Source organism: Bradyrhizobium sp. cf659, assembly GCF_900113725.1.
Lineage (GTDB): Bacteria > Pseudomonadota > Alphaproteobacteria > Rhizobiales > Xanthobacteraceae > Bradyrhizobium.
This window is the reverse complement of sequence record NZ_FOQJ01000001.1, coordinates 1,127,631-1,146,250: the sequence shown is the minus strand read 5'-3', so window position 1 is coordinate 1,146,250 and position 18,620 is coordinate 1,127,631. Positions and strand designations below refer to the sequence as shown.

Sequence of the window (18,620 nt, the reverse complement as noted above, 5' to 3'; positions counted from 1 at the left end):
TCACGCGGCCGTGCTATCGACCCGCGTCAACCCCACCGATGGGCTCCGATTCTCCGGCGATGCCGCAAGGTACGCCGAGGGCGGCGCTCATCCATAGCTATTTGCGGCAGGGCCGCAGGAAGGAGTTGGCAGATGGCCACGGTGCAAGTTCAAGGCATCCGCGAAGCCCTTACGTTCGACGACGTGCTGTTGAAGCCAGGCCTCTCGGACGTCATGCCTGGCGAGGTCGACATTCGCTCCCGCGTCACCCGCGCCATCCCGCTCAACATCCCGATCATGGCCTCCGCCATGGACACCGTCACCGAGGCCCGCATGGCGATCGCCATGGCGCAGGCCGGCGGCCTCGGCGTCATCCATCGCAATTTCGATCCCGAAGGGCAGGCCGCCCAGGTCCGTCAGGTCAAGCGCTACGAGTCGGGCATGGTGGTGAACCCGCTCACCATCAGCCCCGAGGCCACGCTCGACGATGCGCTCAAGCTCATGAGCGATCACGGCATCTCCGGCATTCCCGTCGTCACCGGCGCAGGCAAGTCCACGCCGGGCAAGCTGGTCGGCATCCTCACCAACCGCGACGTGCGGTTCGCCACCGACCGCCGGCAAAAAGTCTCCGAGCTGATGACGCATGAAGGTCTCGTCACCGTGCGCGAGAACGTCAGCCAGGACGAGGCGCGGCGGATGCTGCACCAGCATCGCATCGAGAAATTGCTCGTCGTCGACGAGCAATATCGCTGCGTCGGCCTCGTCACCGTGAAGGACATGGAAAAGGCGGTCGCCCATCCGCTCGCCTGCAAGGACGCGCAGGGCCGCCTTCGCGTCGCCGCCGCCACCACCGTCGGCGACACCGGCTTCGAGCGCACCGAGCGGCTGATCGATGCCGGCGTTGACCTCGTTGTCGTCGACACCGCGCACGGCCATTCGCGCCACGTGCTGCACGCGGTGAACCGCATCAAGCGTCTCTCCAACTCGGTGCAGGTCGTCGCCGGCAACGTCGCGACCTCCGAAGGCGCGCAGGCGCTGATCGATGCGGGCGCGGACTGCATCAAGGTCGGCATCGGCCCGGGCTCGATCTGCACCACCCGCATCGTCGCCGGCGTCGGCGTTCCCCAGCTCACCGCGATCATGGATGCGGTCGAGGCCGCGAAGAAGTCGGACATCCCCGTCATCGCCGACGGCGGCATCAAGTTCTCCGGCGATCTTGCCAAGGCGCTCGCCGCCGGCGCCGACATCGCGATGGTCGGCTCGCTGCTCGCGGGTACCGACGAGACGCCCGGCGAAGTCTTCCTGTGGCAGGGCCGTTCCTACAAGGCCTATCGCGGCATGGGGTCGGTCGGCGCGATGGCGCGGGGATCTGCCGATCGCTACTTCCAGCAGGACATCAAGGACACGCTCAAGCTCGTGCCGGAAGGCATCGAGGGCCAGGTGCCCTACAAGGGCCCGGTCGGCAACGTCATGCATCAGCTCGCCGGGGGCTTGCGCGCCGCGATGGGCTATGTCGGCGCAAAGGACATGAAGGAGCTGCACCAGAAGGCGCAGTTCGTCCGCATCACCGGCGCGGGCCTGCGCGAAAGCCACGTCCACGACGTCACCATCACGCGCGAGGCGCCGAACTATCCGGGCGGGGGTTAGACGCTTCGGCTGCGCGTTGGTTTCGGTGCGCTCGCCTCAATGACGGTGTCATGCCCCGCGTAGGCGGGGCATCCAGTACGCCGCTGCTTCTCGGTTCAATCACAGCCGCCTCGGAGTACTGGATCGCCCGCCCCAGTGCGCAAGTGCGCACAAGGCGGGCGATGACAGGGCGTATTGGGTTTGCGTCATTCCCACGCACCTCCTAAATGACTGCAACAAGCAATCAGGAGGAAGCCACCATGTCCCAAGCCAAGCGCATCGTTCTCGCCGCGCGTCCCGTCGGCGAACCCAAGCCGTCTGATTTCCGCATCGAGGAATTCGCGATCCCGACGCCCGGCGCGGGCGAAGTCCTGCTGCGCACGATCTGGCTGTCGCTCGATCCCTATATGCGCGGGCGCATGAGCGAGGGGCCGTCCTACGCCGCGCCGGTGCCGATCGGCGGCGTGATGGAGGGCGAGGCGGTCAGCGAGGTCGCGGCGTCCAACAATCCTGATTTCGCGGTAGGCGACATCGTGCGCATCCGCTCGGGCTGGCAGACGCATGCGATCTCCAGCGGCAAGGGCCTGATCAAGGTCGATCCCAAGCTCGGCCCGATCTCGACCTCGATCGGCGTGCTCGGCATGCCCGGCATGACCGCCTATACGGGCCTGCTCGACATCGGCAAGCCGCAGGAAGGCGAGACCGTCGTCGTCGCCGGTGCCTCCGGCGCGGTCGGCTCGGCCGTCGGCCAGATCGCCAAGATCAAGGGCGCGCGCGCTGTCGGCATCGCCGGAGGCAAGGACAAGTGCGACTACGTGGTGAAGGAGCTCGGCTTTGACGAATGTCTCGATCATCGCGAAACCGATTTTCCGGCCAAGCTGAAGTTCGCCTGCCCGAAGGGCATCGACGTCTATTTCGAGAATGTCGGCGGCGCCGTGTTCGAAGCGGTCTTCCCGCTGCTCAATCCGTTCGCGCGCGTGCCGGTCTGCGGCCTGATCGCGCACTATAACGACACCGAGGCCAAGCCGCCGAAATGGGCCGCCAGCATGATGCGCGCGACCCTGACCAAGCGGCTGACCTTCCGCGGCTTCATCGTCTCCGACTTCGCCGCGCGCCATGGCGACTTCCTGCGCGACATGTCCGGCTGGGTCCGCGACGGCAAGATGAAATACAAGGAGTTCGTCACCGAGGGCCTGGAGAGCGCCCCCGGCGCCTTCATGGGGCTCCTGAAGGGGGCCAATTTCGGCAAGCAGCTGGTGCGGGTGGGGCCAGATAAGGCCTAGTTGCAAGGCCTGGTTGCACCGCCCTCCAGGCGGCGGATGGTTAACAAAGAGTCACCAAACGGCCACACCTGCCGGCAAAAGCCGCAGGTGTGACCGCCGGTTCATTGACCGGCGAGCGAAGGCATTGAATCATCGCGCATATTTTGGGTGTTGCGATGTTAGAGATCAGTGTTTTCTGCGTAATCCTTCTCGCCGCCGGCTATTGGACGACGATGTTCGTCATGGGCCGCCGCGACGACGTCATCCATGGCAAGTTCGTTCACGCCGAGGAGGTGGGCGATGTCACCCGGCCCGCGATGCCGGCACCGCCACCATTCCCGAAGCGTCCGCTCAAGGCTGCGCAGCCCGCCGGTGTTCAGTCCGTCAAGGTCCAGCCCGGGATGGCCGAGGCGAAGCCGGTGAACAGCGCGGCGCTGGAATCCTTGCTGGCTGCGATCCAGCAGGACCTCAAGAGCGTGGCGTAAGCCGCAATCCTCAAACGCTGCCGCGCTCGACCAGGAACAGCTCGACGGCGAGCCGCTGTTCGGCAAGCTGCGTGCCGGACAGGCGCGCCAGCAGCAGTTCGGCCGCGATACGCCCCACGGCCGCCGCATCGAACGAGATGGTGGTGAGGCCGGGCGTGATCTGATCGGCGACGTCGTTGTCGCCGAAGCCGAGCACGGCGAGATCGCGCGGCACCGACAGGCCGCGGGCGCGTGCCTCGATCAGCGCGCCGGTTGCGAGCAGATCGTTGGCGCAGAACACGGCATCGACGCGGCCGCCGCGGTCGAGCAGGGTGGTGAAGGCGGCGCGGCCGTCGACGAGGCCCGTAATCTCACCGACCCCGATCTCGTGGACGATCTCGAGGCCGAGCTGTGCGGCCGCCGCGCGAAAGCCGTCGCGGCGCAGCGCGCCACGGCCGCTGCTGCGGCCGATGAAGGCGACGCGGCGATGTCCGGCCGCGGCCAGCCTGCGCGCCGCCATCGCACCGGCATCCGCGTTGGGCAGGCCGACCAGCATGTCGATGGGATCGCGCGGAAACGCCCAGGTCTCGATCACGGGAATGCCGAGCTCCAGGAGCGCTGTGCGATTCTCCTCGAGCTCGATCACGCCGGTGAACATCACCGCGGCGGGGCGGAGGCCGCGCAGCGACTGGATCATCGCGACCTCCTTGGCATAGGAGTAGGAGGTCTGGCCGACCAGCACCTCGAAGCCTTCCGGCTCCAGCGTCGCGGCGAAGCTGCGCACGGCGAGCCCGAACTGCTGGCTGAGGATGTTGGAGACGAAGGCCACGACCACGTTCGAGCGGCCCGAGCGCAACGCGCGCGCATGCGGGTTGGAGGCGTATCCGGTCGCCTCGATCACTTCGAGGATGCGCTCGCGGGTCTCGCGGTTGACCTTCTGGGGATGGCGCAGCACCCGCGACACCGTGATCGGCGCCACGCCCGCGCGCTCCGCCACCTCCGCGATGCGCGGCGGCCGTCCGGTCGCACTGGCGCGGCCGGGCGGCGCCGGAATGCGCACCACGTCGTCATAGCCTGGCTTTGCCGGATCGGTCATCGAATCCCGAGGGTAATCGAAGTCGGCATTGTCTCCAAAGCTCAGCGCGCCGGCATCTCGTCGCGCGACAGCGCGCGGCCGACCTGGACAAGGCAGTCGCCGCTCTGGCTGTCGGTGTGCAGGCGTTGCGAGATCACGATGCCGTCGGCGGGGAAGCGCAGCACCTCCTCCGGCAGCTCCGGCCGCTCGAAATCATGATACCAGCCGGCGACGTCGCCGGCCGCAACGCGCGCGCCGACCATGACCGCGGGCTCGAACCAGCCGCGCCGCGTCGCGAACACTGCCTGCGCATGGCTTTGCAGCGCCAGCAGCTCGGTGGCCCGCTCGACCGGCGCGTGCGGCCCCAGCACCGGGGCCTGGACGATGCCGAGCGCGAGCAGCAGCCGGTCGACCGCGCGCGCGGTGAGCGCCATCGTCTGCGGCGTGACGGTGCCGCCGCCGCCGAACTCCCCTGACAGCCCGACAGCACCGGCGCGTGCGGCCGCCGCCATCGAGGTCGGCGCGGTGGCGCCGTTCTCGGCGACGAAGGCGAAGGGCATTCCCAACCCTTCCATCAGGCGCAGAGCCTGGCCGAACATCTCGGGCGGCCCTTGCCGCTCGATCAGCGCGCAAGGCACATGCGCCATCGACGTGCCGCCGGAGTGGATGTCGAAGACGATGTCATGGCGCGGAAACAGCTCGTGCTCGAGGAAGTGCGCGAGGCGGAAGGTCGGCGTGCCCGCGGCATCACCCGGGAAGGCGCGGTTGAGATTGCCCTCGTCGAGCGGCGAGCGGCGGCGCGCCGCCATCACGGCGGGAAGATTGGCGAAGGGCAGGATGGTGATCTCGCCCTTGATGGCGTTTGCATCGAGCCGGCGATAGAGCCGCGTCAGCGTGATCTCGCCCTCATATTCGTCGCCGTGATTGCCGGCCATCAAGAGGAGTTTCGGCCCGGTGCCGTTCTTGATCCGGAAGATCGGGATCTTGAGCTGGAAGTAGGGCGATCGATCGATCGAGAAGGGAATGCCGAGATGGCCGGACCATTTCTGGTCCGTCTCGAAATCGATCTCGTGGAAAAGTCCGGTATGCATGGCTTGCCTCGGGGCCGCGTCGTCGCCGACGCCGGCCGAAAATTAAAGGAAGGGCGGCGCTTCGCGGTTCACCTCTCCCCAGCGGGGAGAGGTCGGATTGCGCCTGGCGATGCGAAGCATCGTCCAGTGCAATCCGGGTGAGGGGCTGCGGCACTCAATGAGACTGTAACCCCTCACCCGGATCGCATCTTCGATGCGCTCCGACCTCTCCCTACGGGAGAGGTGACTCGAGTCCTGGACGCGCATCGATTCAACCAAGACGGATCTCGCTCTAGAGCAAGGCGACCGCGGTCATCTCGACGCGCAGGTCGGGATCGGCGAGACGGGCTTCGACGCAGGCGCGCGCCGGCGGATTGGCCGGATCAATCCAGGAATCATAGACCGAGTTCATGGTGTCGAAGTCGGTGATATGCGGCAGGAAGACGTTGACCGCGATCAGCTTGGAGCGGTCGGAGCCGGCCTCCTTGAGCAGCGCGTCGATCTTGGCGAGCACCTGCTGGGTCTGCGACACGATGCCGGCCTTGCGGTCGTCCGCGACCTGGCCGGCGATGTGCACCATGCCGCCGGCGGCGACGGCCTGGCTCATGCGCGAGCCGACGACGTAACGTTTGATCATGTTGGATTCTCCTCGTGAAGGTTAAGGCTCCCGCGACGGGCGCGGGAGCATGTCGGCTCACAGCGTCGGCAGCGACTGCTCTTCCTTGAACCATTTCAGCTGCAACGCGCCGAGCTTGCCGTTGAGCTTGTTGGTGAAGATGTCGGTGTTGATCCAGTTGAGCAGGTTCTGCTCGCCCTGGCGTACGCCGACATGAGCCGGCGACTGGCGGATCAGGAATTTCAGCTCGACCTCCTTGGTCGGGTTCTGGTCCTGCACCTTCAGCGCGATGGCGCTGTTCTCGGCGAAGGAGTCGGCCTGGCCCGCGAGATAGGCGGCGATCGCGGCCGGCGTGTCCTCGAAGCGCACCAGCTTCACCTTGGGCGCGTTGTCGGTGAGCCAGACGTCGAGCGTCGTGCCCTTGGCGACCGCAACGCTGCGGCCCTCGAGATTGTCGGGCTTCTTGCCGGTGGCGGCGGGCAGCGACTTGGCGCCGTAGACGCCGAGATTCACCACGGCATAGGGCTGCGAGAACATCACCTGCTGGGCGCGCTCGGGCGTGGCGCCGAGGCCCGCGATCAGCATGTCGATCTTGTCCGACAGCAGGCTCGGGATGCGCGCTGCGCCCGTCACCGGCACGAGCTCGAGCTTCACGCCCATGTCGGCGGCGATCAGGCGGGCGAGATCGGCGTCGAGACCCGCGATCTCGCCCTTGTCGTCCTTGAAGCCCCAGGGCGCGGCGTCGGTCAGGATGCCGACGCGCAGCTTGCCGGAGCCGAGCACGTCCTGGAGCTTGTCGGCGTGCGCGAGGTCGGGGGCGGCGAGCACGGCGAGGGCGGTCGCTGCGATCGCAAAGAGGGATTTCAGTTGTCTCATGACTCTCTCCTGGTGGCGGGTGGCTGGGTGATCATTTCACTGAGGCGATGAAGCTGGCGAGCTCGGGGGTTTCAGGATTGGCGAACAGCTTTGCAGGCGGGCCCTGTTCCCAGACGCGGCCCTGGTGCATGAAGACGATGCGGTTGGCGATGTTGCGGGCAAAGCCCATCTCGTGCGTGACCAGGATCATGGTCATGCCCTGCTTCGCCATCGCCTCCATCACCTTCAAAACTTCCCCGACGAGTTCGGGGTCGAGCGCGGAGGTCACTTCGTCGAACAGCATGAGGTGAGGCGCCATCGCGAGGCAGCGCGCGATCGCAACGCGCTGCTGCTGACCACCGGAAAGCTGCTCGGGCCAGGCGTCGATCTTGTCGGCGAGGCCGACGCGGGTGAGGACGTCCTGGGCCAGCGTCCGTGCGCGGGCCTTGTCGATGCGGCCGGTAAGGAGCGGGGCGAGCGTGATGTTGCGCTCGACCTTCAGGTGCGGAAACAGGTTGAAGGCCTGGAACACGATGCCGACGCGCTGACGGAATTTCTTCAGGTCGGGCATCCTGGCGTGAACCTGCTGCCCCTCGACCCGGATCTCGCCGGAATCGACGCTCTCCAGCGCATTGATGCAGCGGAGCAGCGTCGACTTGCCGGAGCCCGAGCGGCCGATGATCGTGACGATCTCGCCTTCCTCGACGTCGAGCGAGACGCCCTTGAGCACCTCGACCTTGCCGAATGTCTTGTGCACGTCGCGGATTTCAACGAGAGCCATCGAGGCGGGCCTCCAAGGAGCGGGACCAGAGCGTGAGCGGCAGGCACAGCGCGAAATAGATCGCGGCGACGAGCGCGTAGGTGAGCAGCGGCTGGAACGTCGCTGCGCTCACCACTTGGCCGGCGCGGGCCAGCTCGACGAAGCCGAGGATCGAGGCGAGCGAGGTGCCCTTGATGAGCTGCACCAGGAAGCCGACGGTCGGCGGCAGCGACAGCCGCAGCGCCTGCGGCGCGATGATGTGGCGGAATTGCTGCCAGGCGGAGAGACCGAGGCAGGCGCCGGCCTCCCATTGCGCCTGCTTCACCGCTTCCAGCCCGCCGCGCCAGATCTCGCCGAGGAAGGCGGCGGTGTAGAGCGTGTAGGCGACGGTCACGGCAACGAGCGCCGGCACCTGGATTCCCAAGAACACCGGCATGCCGAAATAGAAGAAGAACAACAGTCCGAGCAGCGGCACGCTCTGGATCACCTGGATGCACGCCGCCATCGTCCAGCGCAGCCCGGCGAAGCGGCTGATGCGGCCCATGGCGAGCCCGAGCGCCAGCGGCGCGCCGAAGGCGAGCGCGAGCACGACGAGTGCGACGGTCCAGCGCAGCGCCGCGAACAGCGAGACGAAATCGATGAGGGAGAAGGATCGCATCGCTGTCCCCTCAGCGCCGTCGCGGCCAGCGGAAGGCCGCCAGACCGATGATGGCGAACAGCGCCTTGAACGACATCGCCATCGCGAAATAGACCACGCAGATCACCGCATAGACCTCGAAGCTGCGATAGGTGCGGCTCTCGATGAAACCCGCGACGTGGAAGAGCTCATCGGCGGCGACCTGCGAGGCGAGCGAGGTGCCGAGCAGCAAAAGGACGAACTGGCTGGTCACGGCCGGATAGGCGTTGCGCAGCGCCGGCGGCAGCAGGATGTGACGGAACACCGGCCAGCCGGACAGCCCGAGGCACTGGCCGGCCTCGATCTGGTTCTTCGGCACGGAGTCGAGACCGGCGCGGATGATCTCGACCGAATAGGCGCCGAAATACAGCGACAGCGCGACGGCGGCGGCCTCGAAGGCCGGCAGCTTCAGGCCGAAGGTCGGCAGCACGAAGAAGACGATGAAGATCTGGATCAGCGACGGCGTGTTGCGGAACAGCTCGATGTAACCGCGCACCAGCCAGCGCAGCGGCGTGATGCGGCCGTTCAGCGCGACCGCGCCGGCAACGCCGATCAGGAGCCCGGCCAGCGCCGCGATCACCGTCAGCTCGAGCGTGACGATGGCCCCGTCGATGAGCTGGTTCTGGTAGCGCCAGAGCGGCAGGAAGTTCATCGCCTGCGCTCTCAGCCGAACTGGGTGGGGAGGGCGCGCGTGACCACACCATCGGCGTCGAGCCCGAGGATCACGCGCCAGCGGTCGAGGCAGGTGCAGGGATGCGAGATGCCGAAGGCGATGACGTCGCCGACGGCAAGCGCGCTGTCGGGAGCAACGGACAGGAACGCGTGCTGGTCGTTGAGGCGCGTTACCGCCAGCGCAGCGGCGAGCCCCGGCTGCTCGATGCCGTCGCGGAACACGCGCAACGGAACGGGCAGTCCCTGATCGAAGGAGGCGTCGCGCATGCCGAAGCCGGCGATCGCGAGCCCGGCTTCGGGGCGCGACAAAACTTCAGCCCAAAGTGTCAGCGCGGGGCGAAAGCCTTCCACGGCGGAGTGGCGCGTGCCGTCGATGCGGAGACCGCCGCGCCGGTCCACTTCCGCGAAGGCGAGGGCGTAGATGCCGTGATCGGCAAAGAACAGCGCGCCCGAGCGCAGGATCACGCCGGCGTTGCCGTCGGCCTGCGCGCTAGGTGCAAGCGCGCGCGCGACGATGTCGAAATAGGCCGAGCCGCCGGCACTCATGATCAGCGGCCGCTGCGGGGCAGCGCCGCGCACCAGCGCAAACGTCTCGATGGTGCGCTCCATCAGCACAGCGATTGCGCGCATCGTCTCGTCGGCATCGGGCGTTGCGGCGGCGCCCTCGTAGGTCGCAACGCCGCCGAGCACGAGCCGGTCGGCGGCGAGCACGGCTGCGATCGTCGCCTCGATCGCGGCGCGATCGCGTGCGCCGGCGCGGCCTGCGCCGAGCTCGATCAGCACGGACAATTCGCGGCGTCCCGCGATCCGCGCGGCCTCGGCGAGGGCAGCGACAGCGGCGGGCGAATCCGCGAAGGCGTGAAATTCGACGTCGGGATAGGCGCCGAGCAGCGCGCCGAGCCGCCGGCCGGCCGCGAGCCCACCGATCTCGTTGGCCAGCAGCAGGCGCCGCTCGCCGCTCGCGAGCAGCACCGCAGCCTGCTGGATGTTGGCGACCGTGGTGCCCCAGGCGCCGGCTGCGCGCAGCGAGCGGGCGAGCTCCGGCGACATCGGGGTCTTGGCGTGGGGCGCGACGCTGACGCCGGCACTCGCGCACCATTTGAGGAAGAGGTCGCGGTTGGCCGCGAAGGCGGCCTCGTCGAGGGTGAGGGCGGGCAGGGCAAGATCGCCGCGCGAAGGTGACCAGCGCTGGCTGCCGACGTCCTCGGCGGCCAGGCCATCGACCAGGGGAATGCCCCGGGTAGTCGTCGAAAGGCGTTGGCCATCCCACCGGGACAAGAACTGCATCGTCGCTCCCTCGGCGGCCCTCGACCGCTGGAATGAACGATATGTCCGAATGACAACGTTGTCATTAGTCAAAATTGGCCAATATGGGGACAAGTTCGAGGCAATGAGGTATTTAGATAGGGATTTGTGCTCGCGAATTGAGCTAGTGCTCGCCGCCCATCTGGAGGAGGACTTCCTCGATATCGATGTCGAGCTGGCCTGCCGCCCTGAGGTGGCGGACCTCGAGACTGTCGCCCTGGAAGCGGTACTCGACGAGGCCGGTCTCCTTGATCGCGATCCGGTCCTGACGTGAATCGTTGATCTTGAAGCCGACCGACGGCGCCCAGACGTGGCGTGTATGACCGAACGTGAAGTCGCGGCGCTGGTGCACGTGGCCGCTGGCGATCAGGCGCAGATCGACGCGCGCAAACATCTCGATCAGCCGCGCCCGCGCCGGCTGTGGCACGTAGCGGATCGCGGTCTCCGGCGTCTCCGGATCGTCGGGCAGGTTGAGGAACACCGGCTTGTGCAGGAACAGCGCGACCAGCCTGCCGTTCACGCGCGCGATCTCCCGGGTGAGCCAGTCGAACTGCTCGGCCTCGAACGCGAGGCCCGAATTCATCACCAGTGAGTTGAGGCCGATGAAGCACCACCCCGCGGCCTCGAACGACCAATGGTCGTCGCCGATGATGTCGCGAAATTGCCGGCGGTGCGTTTCGCTGACCGGCGGCTTCGGCGCCGGCCCGATCGCGGTCGGATTGTCGCCGATGTCGTGATTGCCGGGCAGGTAGCGGCAGGTCACGGGCAGGGCGTCGTGGAGGCCTTTGGCGAATACGACATCATCGCGGCTGGTCGGCCCGTCGAACGAGACGTCGCCGGTGTTGACGACGAGATCGGGCCTGTCAGCGTCGATGTGCTCGCAGACGCGGTGGAAGTTGGCGACTAGGCCGGGAAAGCGCCGGCCGAGATGGGTGTCGGAAATCTGCGTCAGGCGAAATTCGGACATGCGATGATCGTAACCGCATTCGCACGTTGGAACGATGACGGCGCGCGCGTGCATCGCCATGAAACAAAGTTTAAAGCACGCGGTAGCGGATCGTGTAGGCGTCCTGCGGTGCGACGCTGCCCGCCAGCGGCGAGGCGATGCGGTCGGCGAGATGCCAGGGGCCGAACTGCTCGGAGCGATGCGGCTCGGCCGGAAGGCGGAGGCGGAATTCGAACGTGCCCTTGCCGGGCAGGCTCACGACCAGCACGCGGTCGGCGGTGCGGTGGTTGAGCGCCACCGCGCCGCGCAGCAGCGCGCGGCCGTCGGTGAGGTCGCGCACGCCGTCGACCAGCGCCAGCGTCTGGTTGCGGTCGGTATGCAGCTCGATCTGGGTGTCGGTTACAGCCGTCAGCGTCTCTCTGGGCATGCGGATCTCGAACTCGACCGCGGGCTTGGACGGGTTGAGGCCGAGATAGGCGAGCGCAGCGTGGCGCATGTCGTAGGCGGCAAAGCCGAACAGGACGATGGCGGCGAGCGTGGCGAGGCCATGCCTGACGACGTCGCGCCAGGTCCGGTAGCTCATGCGGAAATACACCGTCATCGCCAGCGCAACCGCGAGCGCCATCGCGATACCCGCCAGCGCCGACATCAGGATGCCGAGCCGGTCATCAGCGGATTCGGTCAAAAGGCTGGACAGGGTGTTCATGGCGCTCGCTCGCCTTGGGCCCGAACGGGCCGAAATCGCTTTAACAATCGCTGGTTGGTCGCAAGAGCGGGAACGCCGGTTCAACTCGCTGATTGTCAGCGCCAGAAGTCGCGGCTAATGACGGTCCGCGGCGTTCCGCCTTACGGGAAAGTTCCGATGTCTGCCCAAATGGTCCTGCTGCCTGTCTTCGTGCAGGTCGGTCTCACCTTCGCGCTCCTGATCGGCATGGCGCTGGCGCGCCGCCGCTCGCTGGTCTCGGGCGAGACCAAGATCCGCGACATTGCGCTGGGCGAGCCGAACTGGGCCAAGAGCGTCACGCAAATCGCCAATTGCTACCGCAACCAGTTCGAGCTGCCGGTGCTGTTCTACGCCCTGATCGCGCTGGCGCTCCCCTTGCGCCATGCCGATCTCTTCATCGTGCTGATGTCCTGGGTGTTCGTGGTAATGCGCTTTGCCCATGCCGGCGTGTTCGTCTCCTCGAACGATCTCGGCCGCCGCTCCACGATCTGGCTCGCCGGCGTGCTGGTGCTGCTCGCGATGTGGATCTACTTCGCGCTGAGAATGCTGTTGCTGATCTAGGCGCGCGCATGATCCGGACCCGGAGGGCCGCGTGAGCGCAAAGTGGATACCGGTTTTCCGACAAGATCATGCGCAAAAACAAGAATCCTGACCTGAAAGATTTGAAATGACTCCCGCTGCCCGGCTGTCCGCAGCCATCGAACTGATCGACACCATCGAGAAGGACCGCGTGCCCGCGGCCAAGGCGCTGAAGGAGTGGGGCACCGCGCACCGCTTCGCCGGCTCCGGTGACCGCGCCGCGATTGCCGGCCTCGTCTGGGACGTGCTGCGCCGCTACGCCTCGAGCGCCTTCCTGATGGACGCCGACACCGCGCGGGCGCGGCTGATCGGCATGCTCCGCCTCGAGCGCAACATGGATGTGGCCACCATGGGCGCCTTGTTCGACGGCAGCCGGTTTGCGCCGGCGCCGCTGACGGAGGCCGAGCAGGCCGCGCTCGCCTCGCGCTCCCTCGAGGACGCACCGGCTGCGATTGCCGGCGACTACCCCGAATGGCTCGATCCGCATCTTGCAAAAGTGTTCGGCGAGGACCGCGCCGCGGAAGCGGCCGCGATGGCGAGCCGGGCGCCGCTGGACCTGCGCGTCAACACGCTAAAATCCAACCGCGACAAGGTGCTGCGGGCGCTTGCTCATCTTCATGCGAAACCGACGCCCTGGTCCGCAACGGGCCTCCGCATCGAGCTTTCCGCCGATGCGCGCAACCCCGGCATCCAGGCCGAGGAGGATTTCATCAAGGGCGCCGTTGAAGTGCAGGATGAGGGATCGCAGCTTGCAGCCCAATTGACCGCGGCAAAACCCGGCGAGCAGGTGATCGATCTCTGCGCCGGCGCCGGCGGCAAGACGCTGGCGCTCGCAGCCATGATGCAGGGCAAGGGCCGGCTGATCGCGACCGACCGCGACAAGCGGCAGCTTGCGCCCATTCACGAACGCCTGTCGCGCGCCGGCGTCCACAATGCCGATGTCCGCACGCCCAAGGGCGAGGCGGATCCGCTGGCCGACATCAGTGCCACGGCCGACCTCGTCGTGATCGACGCCCCCTGCACGGGAACCGGCACCTGGCGCCGCAACCCCGACGCCAAATGGCGGATGCGGCCGGGCGCGCTGGAGATCCGCCTGCGCGACCAGGCCGAGGTGCTGGAGCGCGCCGTACCGCTGGTTAAGGCCGGCGGCCGCATCGCCTACATCACCTGCTCGGTGCTGGCGGAAGAGAACGGCGAGCAGGTGAGGGCGTTCATCGGCCGTCATCCGGAGTTTGCGGTGGTGCCGCCGGAGCAGACCGCGAGCGTGCTCTGGGACAAGGCGGAGGCCTTCGCGGAAGCAGCCCAGCAATCGCCCGAGGGCTGGCTGATGACGCCGCGCCGGACGGGGACGGACGGCTTCTTCGTCTCGGTGCTGAAGAAGGGCGGTTGATCAGCCGCCGCCGTCGTCATTCCGGGGCGCCCATTGGGCGAGCCCGGAATCCATCGCGCGGCGTTCTCTGCGGTTCCATGGATTCCGGGCTCTCGCTTCGCGAGCCCCGGAATGACCAAGGGCAAAACAAAAAGCCCCGCAGACCGAATCCCGGTCGCGGGGCTTTCTAATTCTAGCGTTCTGCCGGTACGTCCGCGGTCAGAAGCGCTGGTGCGCGGGCGTTAGCCGACGCGGAGATTGTCAGCCGACGACTTGCCGCTGCGACGGTCGGCGACGATGTCGAACGAGACCTTCTGACCCTCGTTGAGGGAGGAGAGGCCAGCGCGCTCGACGGCGCTGATGTGCACGAACACGTCCTTCTGGCCGTCGTCCGGCTGGATGAAACCATAACCCTTTTGGGTGTTGAACCACTTCACGGTGCCCATAGCCATGGGAATTTCCTTTAGTTAGTTAGAGAGGATACGCACGCGGACCGGAACGCAGCGTTGCGCCCATAGCCCTGATGAGTCGATGTTTTGGAGAAATCATCTGAAGCGTGCGCGCCTGTCTTAGACGAGGCGAAGCGGCCCAGTCGTTCGGCCAAGTATCGATGATCACAATATAGCGAGAATTTTGGGCCACTTCAAGGCACCACCCGCCACCCGGTACCTCGTCCGGATTTTCTATTTTGCGGTGCAAATTAACCGCTGCGGCGCATCTCAATCGACGATAAACAGCGTCGCCCCGGTGGCCGTCGAGGACCGGTGCGCGGCGTCGCCGAAGTCGGAAACCTGGTAGCTCATCCCCGCCGTGAGCTTGAACTTGCGGCCGTCGCGCAGCTCCGAATCGAGCTCGCCCTTGACCACGAAGATGACGTGGCCGCGGTCGCACCAATGGTCGGCGAGATAGCCCGGCGAATACTCGACCATCCGCACCCTGAGATCGCCGATGTTGAGCGTGCGCCACAGCGCCTGGCCGGTCTCCCCGGCATGCGTGGTCGGCTCGACCTTGCTCCAGTCGGTGACGGTGAAGGGGGAGGTGGGGAGTTTCATTGGGGGATCCTGTCTCAGAGCCGGCAATGCCGGTGTTAGCGCAGGCCGTTGCCGCAGTCTCCGTCATTGCGAGCGCAGCGAAGCAATCCAGAAATGCATCCGCGGAGGCCGTCTGGATTGCTTCGCTGCGCTCGCAACGACGAGCTTGGGGCACGCTCGCGCCTCACTCTAGGTGCCATCGCCCGCGAAGGCGGGCGATCCAGTATTCCAGAGGCCGCGCCGTGATACGGAGAAGCCGCGGCGTACTGGATTCCCCGCCTTCGCGGGGAATGACAGCGGTGGGTGGGGCGGCACCGTTCAATACGGCGGGACGTCACCCCACCAGATGGTTCGCCGACCCCTGCACGATCAGCCCCGCATCATTCACCCGCAGATACTCGCAGATCTTCTTCCCCCGTTCGTTCGCGTAGAACACCACCACGCTGTCCGGGCTCACGAACACGTCGATCAGCGAGAAATGCAGCTCCGGCACCAGCCCGAGCGCCTTGCCCCAATAGGCCCGCAGCGCGTCCTTGCCGCGCAACGTTCCGCTGGCGTCGAACCCCAGTGCGGGGATGCGGTCCGAGGTCATCACGGCCGCCTCGTCATAGAGCGTGAGCACGCGCTCGAGATCGCGCCTATTCCAGGCCTCGACCCAGGCGCGGCCGAGCGCGGCAAGCTGTGATGGCTGATGATGCTGTGGCATGGCGTTCTCCCTGATCGGCCCCTGGTTGAGGAGTGAGGCAAATTAGGTCAATAATACTTACCTATATCCGTTTGTCCATGCCCAAAGAAGAATGTGGGCGCGCAAACCTGCGCGGTTGCGGGTCGTCGCGCCGTCGCGTATCTGCTTGCCATGACAGCAGCACAGCACGACCGCTCCGCGTCGACGCCCTCCGTGGCCTCGGCGCATGACAAGATTCTCATCGTCGACTTCGGCAGCCAGGTGACGCAGCTCATTGCGCGCCGCGTGCGCGAGGACGGCGTCTATTGCGAGATCGTCCCGTTCAACAAGGCCGAACAGGCTTTTCTGGAGATGAAGCCGAAGGCGGTGATCCTCTCCGGCGGGCCTGAATCGGTGCACGAGGCCGGCTCGCCTCGCGCCCCGCAAGCGATCTTCGATTCCGGCGTTCCCGTGATGGGCATCTGCTACGGCCAGATGACCATGGCGGCGCAGCTCGGCGGTGAGGTCGAGGGCGGCCATCACCGCGAATTCGGCCGCGCCGACGTCGAGGTGAAGGCGCAGAGCAAGCTGTTCGAGGACGTCTGGTCATCAGGCGGCAAGAACCAGGTCTGGATGAGCCACGGCGACCGCATCACCAAGATGCCGCCGGGCTTCTCGGTGGCTGGCACCTCGCCGAATGCGCCCTTCGCGATCATCCAGGACGAGAAGCGCAAATACTACGGCCTGATGTTCCACCCCGAAGTGGTGCACACGCCCGACGGCGCCAAGCTGATCCGCAACTTCGTGCGCAAGATCGCCGGCCTCACCGGCGACTGGACCATGCGCGCCTTCCGCGAGGAGGAGATCGCCAAGATCCGCGCCCAGGTCGGCAAGGGCAAGGTGATCTGCGGCCTCTCCGGCGGCGTCGATTCGGCCGTGGCCGCCGTGCTGATCCACGAAGCCATCGGCGACCAGCTCACCTGTGTCTTCGTCGATCACGGCCTGCTGCGCCTCGACGAAGCCAAGACCGTGGTCGACCTGTTCCGCCACCACTACAACATCCCGCTCGTGCACGTGGATGCGTCGAAGCAATTCCTCGGCGAGCTCGAAGGCGTCACCGATCCCGAAACCAAGCGCAAGACCATCGGCCGCCTCTTCATCGAGGTGTTCGAGGCTGAGGCGAAGAAGATCGGCGGCGCCGATTTCCTCGCGCAAGGCACGCTCTACCCCGACGTGATCGAGAGCGTCTCCTTCACCGGCGGCCCCTCGGTGACGATCAAGTCGCACCACAATGTCGGCGGTCTGCCCGAGCGCATGAACATGAAGCTCGTCGAGCCCCTGCGCGAGTTGTTCAAGGACGAGGTGCGCAAGCTCGGCCGTGAGCTTGGCCTGCCCGAAATCTTCGTCGGCCGCCACCCGTTCCCGGGCCCGGGCCTCGCCATCCGCTGCCCCGGCGACATCACCAGGGACAAGCTCGACATCCTGCGCAAGGCCGACGCCGTCTACATCGACCAGATCCGCAAGCACGGCCTCTACGACGACATCTGGCAGGCCTTCGCGGTGCTGCTCCCCGTCAAGACCGTCGGCGTCATGGGCGACGGCCGCACCTATGACTTCGTGGTCGGCCTGCGCGCCGTCACCTCCACCGACGGCATGACCGCGGACTTCTACCAGTTCGACATGAAGTTCCTGGGCGAGACCGCCACGCGCATCATCAACGAGGTGAAGGGCGTGAACCGGGTGGTGTACGACGTGACCAGCAAGCCGCCGGGGACGATTGAGTGGGAGTAGGGAGCGAGAGATGACCTATTGCCCGCCTTCCGGGAAGCTTGCCACCTTCTCCGAAGTAGCTTGCGGGTCGCGCAGTGAAATTGCTGCATGATTGTGGTCTGTGACACAAACGTTTTCGTCCGCGAAACGCACCTGCTGCGCAAGAAGGGAGGTCCGCAGCTCATCAAGTTGCTACATGCAACTAAGGGAAAGTTATTTGTCCCGGGCGCCTTGAAAACCGAATACGTCGAGCAAACGCGGATTGCTGCGGGCGAGGAGCGCAGCAAAGCGAGCGCCGCAATCGGGAATTTCCGGACGCTGGTAGGTAGTGCCGATGGCTATCCCCTTTTGGGCGACGACGCCGTTGACCAACGCACACTTCAACGGCTGCTTGCGCTTGAGACGTTGGTGCTTTCCTCGCCAATGACCAACGATGTACTAGTGGCAGCGGGAGAACGCTCGCTGCAGAAGAAGCGCCCCACGTCCAAATCGGATCACGGATACAAAGACTGCCTGATTTGGGAAAGCGTGCTGAGATTGCCAGCGGGGTCAAGGGTATACTTGATTTCCCGCGATGGCCGGGCGTTCTTCGATGGTGATCAGCTTGCGCAAGAGCTCGTCGACGAGGCTAGTGCTCGTGGACTTACCATTTCAGGTTACAAGGAGCTCAATCAGGCGCTGCAAGAGATGCAGGCTGACACGCCGGCATTGGACCTAGCGGCCGTAGAGGCAATTGAGCTTGTCGAAGGCGGCGTCGAGTCCGACTTGACGGGCGAAACGTCCCTCTCAATGTCTGCGGCCGCCTCTGTTTCTGGATTGACGCCTTTGCCGATGTCCCAGGAAGCCACCGAGCCTCTGACTGGAGGTGTAGAGCGGGCGCATCAAGAGCTGTCTACCCTACTCGCCTCTGCGCAGAAGGAGTTTGAGGGGCTGGACGAGAAGATTCTTGGTTACATTGCGTATCTCGGTACTCCAACAAAAACGGAGCTGTTCAACCTCTTGTCTCAATCGAGCGTGCCCATTGAGGTCGCGAGAAATGTGGCTGAGCGGCTGGCGATCGCGGGAATCATTCGCGACACCGGAAATCACTATTTGCCCAGTGATGTGAGTGCTGCTGACCTTGCAGCTGAAACGGTAGAAACTGAAATAATCAAACTGCTCAAGGAGGCGCCGTAGC

The 18,620-nt window shown here is 66.0% G+C and carries 20 protein-coding genes; 7 read left to right on the top strand and 13 right to left on the bottom strand.

The window, feature by feature from the left end; all coding sequences use genetic code 11:
• Positions 1-132: 132 nt before the first annotated feature.
• The 3 genes from guaB to BM118_RS05740 all read left to right on the top strand — a co-directional run bounded on the left by guaB (position 133) and on the right by BM118_RS05740 (position 3,352).
• On the top strand, positions 133-1,626 hold the full coding sequence (gene guaB, locus BM118_RS05750; RefSeq protein ID WP_092183014.1) for an IMP dehydrogenase: 1,494 nt from the start codon (positions 133-135) through the stop codon (positions 1,624-1,626).
• A 239-nt stretch (positions 1,627-1,865) separates the two neighbouring features.
• Positions 1,866-2,888, top strand: coding sequence for an NADP-dependent oxidoreductase (locus BM118_RS05745; RefSeq protein WP_177234040.1), 1,023 nt, complete (start codon positions 1,866-1,868; stop codon positions 2,886-2,888).
• Positions 2,889-3,043: 155 nt separating this feature from the next.
• Entirely contained in the window at positions 3,044-3,352 is a 309-nt protein-coding gene (locus BM118_RS05740; protein WP_092183010.1) for a hypothetical protein, read from the top strand.
• 10 nt (positions 3,353-3,362) lie between these two features.
• On the opposite strand, the gene BM118_RS05735 is transcribed toward BM118_RS05740, so the two are convergent.
• The 10 genes from BM118_RS05735 to BM118_RS41220 form a co-directional block, all read right to left on the bottom strand.
• The gene (locus BM118_RS05735) at positions 3,363-4,427 is read right to left on the bottom strand and encodes a LacI family DNA-binding transcriptional regulator (RefSeq protein ID WP_092183008.1); all 1,065 of its coding nucleotides are present in this window, start codon (positions 4,425-4,427) and stop codon (positions 3,363-3,365) included.
• A 41-nt stretch (positions 4,428-4,468) separates the two neighbouring features.
• Positions 4,469-5,497, bottom strand: a complete 1,029-nt coding sequence (locus tag BM118_RS05730; RefSeq protein ID WP_092183006.1) for a succinylglutamate desuccinylase/aspartoacylase family protein — start codon at positions 5,495-5,497, stop codon at positions 4,469-4,471.
• 271 nt (positions 5,498-5,768) lie between these two features.
• Positions 5,769-6,113: a RidA family protein gene (locus BM118_RS05725; protein WP_092183004.1), complete on the bottom strand. Its 345-nt coding sequence runs from the start codon at positions 6,111-6,113 to the stop codon at positions 5,769-5,771.
• Positions 6,114-6,170: 57 nt separating this feature from the next.
• A complete protein-coding gene (locus BM118_RS05720; RefSeq protein WP_092183002.1) occupies positions 6,171-6,968 on the bottom strand; it encodes a transporter substrate-binding domain-containing protein in 798 nt (265 codons plus the stop codon).
• A 31-nt stretch (positions 6,969-6,999) separates the two neighbouring features.
• Positions 7,000-7,728, bottom strand: coding sequence for an amino acid ABC transporter ATP-binding protein (locus BM118_RS05715; RefSeq protein WP_092183000.1), 729 nt, complete (start codon positions 7,726-7,728; stop codon positions 7,000-7,002).
• Positions 7,715-8,365: an amino acid ABC transporter permease gene (locus BM118_RS05710; RefSeq protein ID WP_092182998.1), complete on the bottom strand. Its 651-nt coding sequence runs from the start codon at positions 8,363-8,365 to the stop codon at positions 7,715-7,717. The genes BM118_RS05715 and BM118_RS05710 overlap by 14 nt, the downstream gene beginning before the upstream one ends.
• A gap of 10 nt (positions 8,366-8,375) precedes the next feature.
• Positions 8,376-9,035, bottom strand: coding sequence for an amino acid ABC transporter permease (locus BM118_RS05705; RefSeq protein WP_092182996.1), 660 nt, complete (start codon positions 9,033-9,035; stop codon positions 8,376-8,378).
• A gap of 11 nt (positions 9,036-9,046) precedes the next feature.
• Positions 9,047-10,342, bottom strand: a complete 1,296-nt coding sequence (locus tag BM118_RS05700) for an amino acid deaminase (protein WP_092182994.1) — start codon at positions 10,340-10,342, stop codon at positions 9,047-9,049.
• A gap of 142 nt (positions 10,343-10,484) precedes the next feature.
• Positions 10,485-11,327: a metallophosphoesterase family protein gene (locus BM118_RS05695; RefSeq protein WP_092184282.1), complete on the bottom strand. Its 843-nt coding sequence runs from the start codon at positions 11,325-11,327 to the stop codon at positions 10,485-10,487.
• Positions 11,328-11,397: 70 nt separating this feature from the next.
• Positions 11,398-12,012: an acriflavin resistance protein gene (locus BM118_RS41220; protein ID WP_177234039.1), complete on the bottom strand. Its 615-nt coding sequence runs from the start codon at positions 12,010-12,012 to the stop codon at positions 11,398-11,400.
• A gap of 156 nt (positions 12,013-12,168) precedes the next feature.
• Between BM118_RS41220 and BM118_RS05685 the strand changes: the two genes are divergently transcribed.
• Both BM118_RS05685 and BM118_RS05680 read left to right on the top strand, forming a co-directional pair.
• Complete coding sequence (locus BM118_RS05685; protein WP_092184284.1) at positions 12,169-12,591, top strand: MAPEG family protein; 423 nt, start codon at positions 12,169-12,171, stop codon at positions 12,589-12,591.
• 106 nt (positions 12,592-12,697) lie between these two features.
• Positions 12,698-13,999, top strand: coding sequence for an RsmB/NOP family class I SAM-dependent RNA methyltransferase (locus BM118_RS05680; RefSeq protein WP_092182991.1), 1,302 nt, complete (start codon positions 12,698-12,700; stop codon positions 13,997-13,999).
• 221 nt (positions 14,000-14,220) lie between these two features.
• On the opposite strand, the gene BM118_RS05675 is transcribed toward BM118_RS05680, so the two are convergent.
• From BM118_RS05675 to BM118_RS05665, 3 genes are all read right to left on the bottom strand, one after another.
• Complete coding sequence (locus BM118_RS05675) at positions 14,221-14,430, bottom strand: cold-shock protein (protein WP_008141931.1); 210 nt, start codon at positions 14,428-14,430, stop codon at positions 14,221-14,223.
• A gap of 267 nt (positions 14,431-14,697) precedes the next feature.
• Positions 14,698-15,030, bottom strand: a complete 333-nt coding sequence (locus BM118_RS05670) for a DHCW motif cupin fold protein (protein ID WP_092182989.1) — start codon at positions 15,028-15,030, stop codon at positions 14,698-14,700.
• A gap of 313 nt (positions 15,031-15,343) precedes the next feature.
• Positions 15,344-15,715 (bottom strand): nuclear transport factor 2 family protein, encoded by a 372-nt coding sequence (locus BM118_RS05665; protein WP_092182987.1) that lies wholly within the window; start codon positions 15,713-15,715, stop codon positions 15,344-15,346.
• Positions 15,716-15,865: 150 nt separating this feature from the next.
• Between BM118_RS05665 and guaA the strand changes: the two genes are divergently transcribed.
• Complete coding sequence (gene guaA / locus BM118_RS05660; protein ID WP_177234038.1) at positions 15,866-17,464, top strand: glutamine-hydrolyzing GMP synthase; 1,599 nt, start codon at positions 15,866-15,868, stop codon at positions 17,462-17,464.
• 87 nt (positions 17,465-17,551) lie between these two features.
• Positions 17,552-18,619 carry a PIN domain-containing protein gene (locus BM118_RS05655; RefSeq protein ID WP_092182983.1) on the top strand — a complete coding sequence of 356 codons (1,068 nt, stop codon included), beginning with the start codon at positions 17,552-17,554 and terminating at the stop codon, positions 18,617-18,619.
• The last annotated feature ends 1 nt before the right edge of the window (position 18,620 follow it).

What these genes read in the sequence shown, in the direction of transcription:
- BM118_RS05705 (WP_092182996.1), bottom strand. Translation starts at nt 9,035, where the DNA reads ATGAACTTCCTGCCGCTCTGGCGCTACCAGAACCAGCTCATCGACGGG.
- BM118_RS05670 (WP_092182989.1), bottom strand. Translation starts at nt 15,030, where the DNA reads ATGAAACTCCCCACCTCCCCCTTCACCGTCACCGACTGGAGCAAGGTC.
- BM118_RS05665 (WP_092182987.1), bottom strand. Translation starts at nt 15,715, where the DNA reads ATGCCACAGCATCATCAGCCATCACAGCTTGCCGCGCTCGGCCGCGCC.
- BM118_RS05655 (WP_092182983.1), top strand. Translation starts at nt 17,552, where the DNA reads ATGATTGTGGTCTGTGACACAAACGTTTTCGTCCGCGAAACGCACCTG.
- guaB (WP_092183014.1), top strand. Translation starts at nt 133, where the DNA reads ATGGCCACGGTGCAAGTTCAAGGCATCCGCGAAGCCCTTACGTTCGAC.
- BM118_RS05725 (WP_092183004.1), bottom strand. Translation starts at nt 6,113, where the DNA reads ATGATCAAACGTTACGTCGTCGGCTCGCGCATGAGCCAGGCCGTCGCC.
- BM118_RS05685 (WP_092184284.1), top strand. Translation starts at nt 12,169, where the DNA reads ATGTCTGCCCAAATGGTCCTGCTGCCTGTCTTCGTGCAGGTCGGTCTC.
- BM118_RS05720 (WP_092183002.1), bottom strand. Translation starts at nt 6,968, where the DNA reads ATGAGACAACTGAAATCCCTCTTTGCGATCGCAGCGACCGCCCTCGCC.
- BM118_RS05730 (WP_092183006.1), bottom strand. Translation starts at nt 5,497, where the DNA reads ATGCATACCGGACTTTTCCACGAGATCGATTTCGAGACGGACCAGAAA.
- BM118_RS05675 (WP_008141931.1), bottom strand. Translation starts at nt 14,430, where the DNA reads ATGGCTATGGGCACCGTGAAGTGGTTCAACACCCAAAAGGGTTATGGT.
- BM118_RS05680 (WP_092182991.1), top strand. Translation starts at nt 12,698, where the DNA reads ATGACTCCCGCTGCCCGGCTGTCCGCAGCCATCGAACTGATCGACACC.
- BM118_RS05700 (WP_092182994.1), bottom strand. Translation starts at nt 10,342, where the DNA reads ATGCAGTTCTTGTCCCGGTGGGATGGCCAACGCCTTTCGACGACTACC.
- BM118_RS41220 (WP_177234039.1), bottom strand. Translation starts at nt 12,012, where the DNA reads ATGAACACCCTGTCCAGCCTTTTGACCGAATCCGCTGATGACCGGCTC.
- BM118_RS05715 (WP_092183000.1), bottom strand. Translation starts at nt 7,728, where the DNA reads ATGGCTCTCGTTGAAATCCGCGACGTGCACAAGACATTCGGCAAGGTC.
- BM118_RS05710 (WP_092182998.1), bottom strand. Translation starts at nt 8,365, where the DNA reads ATGCGATCCTTCTCCCTCATCGATTTCGTCTCGCTGTTCGCGGCGCTG.
- BM118_RS05735 (WP_092183008.1), bottom strand. Translation starts at nt 4,427, where the DNA reads ATGACCGATCCGGCAAAGCCAGGCTATGACGACGTGGTGCGCATTCCG.
- BM118_RS05695 (WP_092184282.1), bottom strand. Translation starts at nt 11,327, where the DNA reads ATGTCCGAATTTCGCCTGACGCAGATTTCCGACACCCATCTCGGCCGG.
- BM118_RS05745 (WP_177234040.1), top strand. Translation starts at nt 1,866, where the DNA reads ATGTCCCAAGCCAAGCGCATCGTTCTCGCCGCGCGTCCCGTCGGCGAA.
- guaA (WP_177234038.1), top strand. Translation starts at nt 15,866, where the DNA reads ATGACAGCAGCACAGCACGACCGCTCCGCGTCGACGCCCTCCGTGGCC.
- BM118_RS05740 (WP_092183010.1), top strand. Translation starts at nt 3,044, where the DNA reads ATGTTAGAGATCAGTGTTTTCTGCGTAATCCTTCTCGCCGCCGGCTAT.